We start from the raw sequence: 7,102 nt of genomic DNA on the forward strand, positions 1-7,102 counted from the left end.
AGTAGGCCCGGTAAGCGTCAGCGCCACCGGGCAAACCACGCCAAATTACTTTCCGCCGGTCCACCCGCCGCCCAGCGCCCGGTATAAATCTACCTGCGCCAGCAACAGATTATTCTTCACCTGCACCACGCTGGTCTGCACCGAATAGAGCGTGCGCTGCGCATCCAGCTCATCCAGATACGAGGCATACCCATTCCGGTAACGGTTGTGGGCGATACGCAGCGCTTCTTGCGCCACCGTTGCCTGTTGCTGTAACTCGTCTAACTGCTCTTGCAGACGCGCAATGGCATCGAGGCTGTCGTTCACCTCTTTAAACGCATTGCGCACGGTATTTTCATAGTTGTAGAGCGCCTGATTACGCTGGGACATCGACACATCCACCTGCGCATTCAGCCCCTGACGGTTAAGCAGCGGCGCAAGAATACTGCCGCCGACGCTCCACAAGCGCAGCGGGTTCTCCAGCAGCGCCGGTAGCGTATCCGCCTGCCAGGTGCCGCCCGCCGTCAGACTGATCGACGGTAGCAGTTGCGCCTGCGACGCCGCCAGTGAGGCATCGGCAGCGATCAAGGCCTGCTGCGCCTGCACAATATCCGGGCGACGATTTAACAGCGTGGAGGGCAACTGCGCCGGGACCGGCAATGGGCTTAGCCGATCAAACGCACCGCGCGGCACCGGGCCGGGATTACCGCCAGCCAGCAGACTAAGGGCGTTTTCCTGCTCGCTGATCTGGTGCTGTAACTGCGGGATCTGCGCACGGGTGGCGCGACGCTCCGAATCCGACTGCATCAGCTCCAGTCGCGAGCTGTAGCCGGTTTCAAACTGCCGTTTAGCGAGGTTCCAGGCTTCCTCCCGCGCCGCCAGCGTTGACTGCGTGACGCGCAGCTGTTCATCCAGCGACAGCAGCGTGATATAGCCCGACGCCACCGATGAGGCGACCGTCAGATCGGCGGCAGCGGCGGCGGCTTTCTGCGCCGCCAGTGACGCCCGCGCCGCATCCGTGGCGCTGCGGTTCGCGCCCCACAGATCCACATCGTAATTCGCCGTTAAGCCGCCTTTGTACAGCGTGCTGTGCACCGGTTGCCCGGTGGCGGCAGACTGCGAACGCGCCCGCGTGCCGCCCAGGCTGGCATCAAGCGTCGGAAACAGATTGCCCTCAGCGGCATAAATGCGCGCCTGATATTCATTTATTCGCTCGCGGGCGATGAGAATGTCGTTGTTCTGGCGCAGCGCCTGTTCCACGTACCCATTAAGCTGGCTGTCGTGAAAGTTGCGCCACCAGACGCCTTCCACCGGGCTTTGCGGGCCAACGGCGGTGCGCCACTCGGCGGGAATGATTAACGACGGGCGGGCCGGGGCGACGTCAACCGACTGACACCCCGCCAGCGCCAGGGTCAGCGCCAGCCAGACAGGACGGAAGGTCATTATTTTGCCTCCCGGGTATCAATAGTCACCTGTACCGACATCCCTGGACGCAAACGCTGTAGCTGTTCCGGCTTACCGTCGATCTCAATGCGTACCGGAATGCGCTGGGCGATCTTCACGAAGTTACCGGTGGCGTTGTCCGGGGTTACCGCGCTGAATTCGACGCCGGTGGCAGGGGAAATGCTCTGCACGCGACCACTAAAGGCTTCGTTGTTGAGCGCATCAACGGTGAAATGCACCGGCTGGCCCACGCGCATGGTCGCCAGCTGCGTCTCTTTGACGTTGGCGATGATCCAGTGCTGCGGTGGCACCAGCGAGGTGAGATGCGTCCCGGCAGTGACGTAGGCCCCCAGTCGCACGGCAATTTGTCCAAGCTGTCCGTCGCGCGGCGCGACAATGCGCGTGTTTTGCAGATCGATCTGCGCCAGCTCCAGCGCGGCGCGGGCGCTTTCCACATCGGCCTCAAGCGACGCGCGATTGACGATCACCGTTTGCAGATCCTGGCGCGACATCTCAAGCGTGGCGCGGGCCTGATCAATATCGGCGCTGCCCTGGGCGGCACTGGCGAGGGCAGCATCACGCTCACGCACCGACAGCGAGCCATCCGCCGCCAGCGCTTTCACTCGTTTCAGATCCGCCTGGCTTTTCATACTCTGGGCGCGGGCGTTTTCCAGCGCGGCCTCGTTACGTTTGATCACCGCTTCGGCGCTTTTACGCTGTTGCAGATTATTGTTCAGCGCGGCGATTTTCATCGCCAGCTGCGCCTGCGCCTGGTGGACGCGCTGGGTATAGATGCGGTCGTCGATCTGCATCAGCAGATCACCGCGCTTCACCATGGCGAAATCCTGGACTTTAACATCGGTGATATAGCCATTGACCTGCGGGCTGATAAACGTCGTCTGACCGCGCACATAGGCGTTATCGGTAAACTGGCTGTGACGGGTGAAAGGGGGCAGTTGCCAGGCGTAGAGGATCACCAGTGCGCCCACGATACCAATCGCCGCAGCGGCAAAAATGGAAACCACGCGCAAATTGCTGCGCGTATTCGCCTGCTCTTTGGCGGCATCCTGCTGACTCATAACCACTCCTGTCGTAATCTCAGTTTCATTTCAATGTTCCGTTTTTATGCTTTTTGCCGCATCGCCCGTTTCAGGGCCAGATGCGCGGTAATGCGCAGACGCAGTAAGCGCCACAGGATCCACAGCAGGGTGCAGGCCGCGATGGTCGCCGTCAGCAAATAGGTATCGTTATAGGCCAGAATATTCGCCTGCAATGAACTGGCAGTCTGTAACTGATTGATCGCCTGCACGTTCAGCAGGGTGCTGTCGCGGATCTGGCTCTGATACATCTGACTGTAGAGCTGGATGCGGTCATTCACCAGCGGGTTCAGGGTGGTGAGCTGTTCAGCCAGCACGCTGGAGTGATATTTCTCGCGCCAGACCTGAAAGGTGCCGAGGATCGCCGAGCCGAGCAGCCCGCCGAGGTTCTGACTGATGCCAAACAACACGGAGAAACTCACCAGGTTGCGCGGGTCGGCAATAACGCCGCCGATCCCGGCCAGCACCGCCGGGGCGAGGAAAAAGGCGCTGCCAAAGCCGAGCAGGAACTGGCTGACCATGAGCTGCTCCGGCCGGGTCAGGCTGTTGGACTGGCTGTCGAGCAGGGAGGCGATAATCATCGCCACCAGCGACGTGACAATCGGCCAGGTCAGGCGCTGCGGTTTGATGGTCAGGCAACTGATGACGATGCCGCAGACAATACCGGCAAAAATCGACCAGGCCAGCGAGGTCATCTGTTCATTTTGCAGGCCGACATATTGCAGCCAGCCGATCACGCCGGTGTTCTGCTCCGCCAGCACAATACGGATAAGCACCATAATCAGCCCGAGGCGCACAATACTGCCGCTGGATAACCAGCGGGTATTCAGCAATGGGTTGCTGCGGTTGTGCTCAAAGACAATGGCACTGACTATCAGCACCAGCGCGCCCGCCAGCGCCCAGCCAATCCACGGCGCTTCAAACCACCAGTCCAGTCGGCCCAGGGACAACACCGCGCACAGTAGCGCCATACCGGGGGCAAACAGCATAAAGGTGATGAAATCTTTTTTCTCGAACACCTTTTGGCGATCCCCCGGCGGCAGCTTGAGAAGGATCACCCCGGCCAGCGAGATCAGCGCCAGGCCCAGTTCAAACAGGTAAAGCCCGCGCCATTCGTCGATTTGCAGCAGCTCAGTCGAGAAGAGGCGGGCGATGGGGATCGCCATCGACGCGCCGGTAATGCCGATGGTCAGCGCTTTTAATCGGTGTTTCGCAGGCCAGGCCTGAATCTGATAATAAATGCCCAGCGAACTCAGCGCCGCCGCCACCATCCCGTGCGCGGCGCGCACCATCAGGGCGGAACTGAGGTCATTGACGAACAGGTGGAAAAAGGTCACCAGCACGTAAAGCACCAGAAAGCCTTCGGTAAAAGCGCGCAGGCCAAACTGCTGGCGGAATTTCACCAGCAGCAGGTTAATGGAGATGTTGGTCATCACATAAACCGTCGGCAGCCAGGCAATTTCTGTCGACCAGGCGGCAAACGAGCCCTGCAAATTTTGCAGGTTGGCGGCGACCATTGCGTTACCAAGCGCCCCGGTCAGGCACACCAGCAGCCCGACAATGCCATAGGCGATGCGTCTGGGCGTGCTGTGAAAGGGGGTCGAGGGCGACCCTAAAAGCATGGGCTTTTCATGCGGCGCCCATTCTCTTGGCTGATAAGGATCGCTTTTGGGCAAACGCATCGGGCTTCCAGATAACGACAATGAATAATTAGGCGGCTAAGGATTTTATAGTGCCCGCGAATGATAATTCAAGTCAATTAATTAAGGTAATTCAATATTTATAATGAATATTTTGGGTGACGTTGTCACACATACCCGGCAATAACCTGACAGGCTTTGAAACCGTTATCTGCATAGCGGTTATTAAGAAGGATCACGATATAATCCGGGACGTTACACGGAGGATTAGGAGTGATCCTCTGTTTATATCGCGACGCCATCGTACCCTACAGGAGGGTTCCTGAAAGGAGATTTGCATGATCATTACCCGCTTTCCCACCTTGCCGGAAACCACGCTGACGGCGGTCAATACGCTTGGCCAGTGGCTGGCACTGAATGATTTTGCCGGTAAACCGCATCCGGTCCATGCCGACTGCGTTATTCTGGCGGGGAACGCCGTGATCCCGACCATCGATGCGGCCTGTAAGGTCGCCGCCCGCGACCACGCCCCGCTATTGATCAGCGGCGGCATTGGCCATTCCACGCCGTTTTTGTATGCCGCCATTGCGCGCCACCCGCGCTATAACGTCATCCGCACGACCGGGCGTTCTGAAGCGGCGATCATCGCTGACATCGCCCGCCAGTTCTGGCGCATTCCGGGCGACCGCATTCTTCTGGAGGATAAATCGACGAACTGCGGCGAAAACGCGCGTCTCTCCTGTGAATTGTTGCAGGCGAAGCTGCCGCAGGCACGCACAGTGCTGGTGGTGCAGGATCCGACCATGCAGCGGCGCACGATGGCGACCTTCGCGCATCTCACCGCCGCAACACCGCGAGAGGTTCACTTCCTGAGCTGGCCCGGTTTTACGCCGCAGTTGCGTAATGGCCAGCGCGGCCTGAGCTTTACCCCGCGCCCGCGCGAAGAGGGCCTGTGGGCGGTGGACCGTTATCTGTCGCTGATGCTCGGTGAAGTCCCGCGCCTGCGGGATGATGAGCAGGGTTACGGACCGCGCGGGCGCAACTTTATCGCCCACGTCGATTTTCCTGCTCACGTGGACGCCGCCTGGCGCACCTTACAGACCGATGACACCCTCAACGCCGCCCTGCGCGATCGGGCATTACGTTAACTCTTGCCCGTTTGCGACAATCAGCGCGCAAACGGGCATTCGCGTCCCGCCGCAGGTCATACTTTTGTCGCAAATCCCTCGTGCTTTTATGAGATGTCTCACATAATCAGCTGATTAAGCCAGGCCATGACCGCAACGCCTGTAGATTTTTAACAGTGAATTTACTTGTTGAAAACAATGTTATTACAGGAGCAGGTCATGACAGCACCCGTACTACACCCGATGTATATCGATGGTCAGTTTGTCACCTGGCAGGGCGACGCGTGGATCGACGTGGTTAACCCGTCAACGGAAGCGTTGTTATCCCGTATCCCGGACGGTACGGCAGAGGACGCCCGCAAAGCGATTGATGCCGCAGAACGTGCGCAGCCTGCCTGGGAAGCGCTGCCGGCTATCGAACGTGCGGGCTGGTTACGCAAAATCTCTGCGGGGATCCGCGAGCGCGCCAGCGAAATCAGCCAGCTCATCGTCGCCGAAGGCGGCAAAATTCAGCAGCTGGCAGATGTTGAAGTGGCTTTTACCGCGGATTACATCGACTACATGGCGGAGTGGGCGCGGCGCTACGAAGGGGAGATCCTGCAAAGTGACCGTCCGGGCGAGAACATTTTCGTCTTTAAACGCGCCCTCGGCGTGACCACCGGCATTCTGCCGTGGAACTTCCCGTTCTTCCTGATTGCCCGCAAACTGGCTCCGGCGCTGATCACCGGTAACACCATTGTGATTAAACCCAGTGAGTTTACGCCAAACAACGCCATCGCCTTTGCGAAAATCGTCGATGAAATCGGTCTGCCGCGGGGCGTGTTTAACCTGGTACTGGGCCGGGGGGAAACCGTCGGGCAGGAGCTGGCGGGCAACCCAAAAGTGGCGATGGTCAGCATGACCGGTAGCGTCGGCGCGGGGGAGAAGATCATGGCGGCGGCAGCCAAAAATATCACCAAAGTGTGCCTGGAGCTGGGCGGTAAAGCCCCGGCCATTGTGATGGACGATGCGGATCTGACGCTGGCGGTGAAAGCCATTGTCGATTCACGCATCATCAACGCCGGGCAGGTCTGTAACTGCGCCGAGCGCGTCTATGTGCAAAAAGGCATTTACGACCGCTTTGTTAACAAATTGGGCGAGGCGATGAAAGCCGTGCAGTTTGGCGATCCGGCGCAGCGTAATGATATTGCCATGGGGCCGCTGATCAACGCCGCGGCGCTGGCACGGGTGGAAGAGAAGGTGGCGCGCGCCGTTGCGCAGGGGGCAACCCTGGTGCTCGGCGGGAAAGCGGTGGAAGGCAGCGGTTATTTCTATCCGCCCACGCTGCTGGTGGACGTGCGCCAGGAGATGAGCATCATGCACGAAGAAACCTTCGGCCCGGTGCTGCCGGTGGTGGCTTTTGATACCCTCGATGAAGCGCTGGCGATGGCCAATGACAGCGACTACGGGCTGACGTCTTCGATCTACACCGCCAACCTCAACGTGGCGATGAAAGCCGTGCGCGGCCTGAAGTTCGGGGAAACCTACATCAACCGCGAAAACTTCGAAGCGATGCAGGGGTTCCACGCGGGCTGGCGTAAATCGGGCATCGGCGGTGCCGACGGGCGTCACGGGCTAAACGAGTATCTGCAAACCCAGATGGTCTATTTGCAGAGTTGATGGTTGCCCCTCACCCCGGCCCTCTCCCGTTGTACAGTCCGGGGACATCATGAACACTTGTTCGGGGACATGGTAGACACTTACAACTAAGGCATAAGAACGCGTTTATGGAGTCGCTTATGCCCTGGGATGCGAGAGATACCATGTCATTACGTAC

Annotated in this window: 5 protein-coding genes; 2 read left to right on the plus strand and 3 right to left on the minus strand. The window is 59.3% G+C overall.

What is annotated here, in order from left to right; translation table 11 throughout:
• Nucleotides 1–45: 45 nt before the first annotated feature.
• Genes KW828_RS15675 through KW828_RS15685 form a run of 3 tightly spaced genes read right to left on the minus strand, consistent with a single transcriptional unit; the run spans nt 46 to nt 4,201 of the window.
• Nucleotides 46–1,422 (minus strand): efflux transporter outer membrane subunit, encoded by a 1,377-nt coding sequence (locus KW828_RS15675; RefSeq protein WP_218337227.1) that lies wholly within the window; start codon nt 1,420–1,422, stop codon nt 46–48.
• Nucleotides 1,422–2,501, minus strand: coding sequence for an HlyD family secretion protein (locus KW828_RS15680; protein ID WP_218337228.1), 1,080 nt, complete (start codon nt 2,499–2,501; stop codon nt 1,422–1,424). The genes KW828_RS15675 and KW828_RS15680 overlap by 1 nt, the downstream gene beginning before the upstream one ends.
• A gap of 44 nt (nt 2,502–2,545) precedes the next feature.
• Entirely contained in the window at nt 2,546–4,201 is a 1,656-nt protein-coding gene (locus KW828_RS15685; protein ID WP_218337230.1) for an MFS transporter, read from the minus strand.
• Nucleotides 4,202–4,497: 296 nt separating this feature from the next.
• Between KW828_RS15685 and KW828_RS15690 the strand changes: the two genes are divergently transcribed.
• Entirely contained in the window at nt 4,498–5,307 is an 810-nt protein-coding gene (locus KW828_RS15690; RefSeq protein WP_218337232.1) for a YdcF family protein, read from the plus strand.
• Nucleotides 5,308–5,505: 198 nt separating this feature from the next.
• Complete coding sequence (aldA, locus tag KW828_RS15695) at nt 5,506–6,945, plus strand: aldehyde dehydrogenase (RefSeq protein WP_218337233.1); 1,440 nt, start codon at nt 5,506–5,508, stop codon at nt 6,943–6,945.
• Nucleotides 6,946–7,102 lie beyond the last annotated feature (157 nt).

The sequence above is a fragment of the Enterobacter sp. ENT03 genome (assembly GCF_019218745.1).
Classification (GTDB): Bacteria; Pseudomonadota; Gammaproteobacteria; order Enterobacterales; family Enterobacteriaceae; genus Enterobacter_D.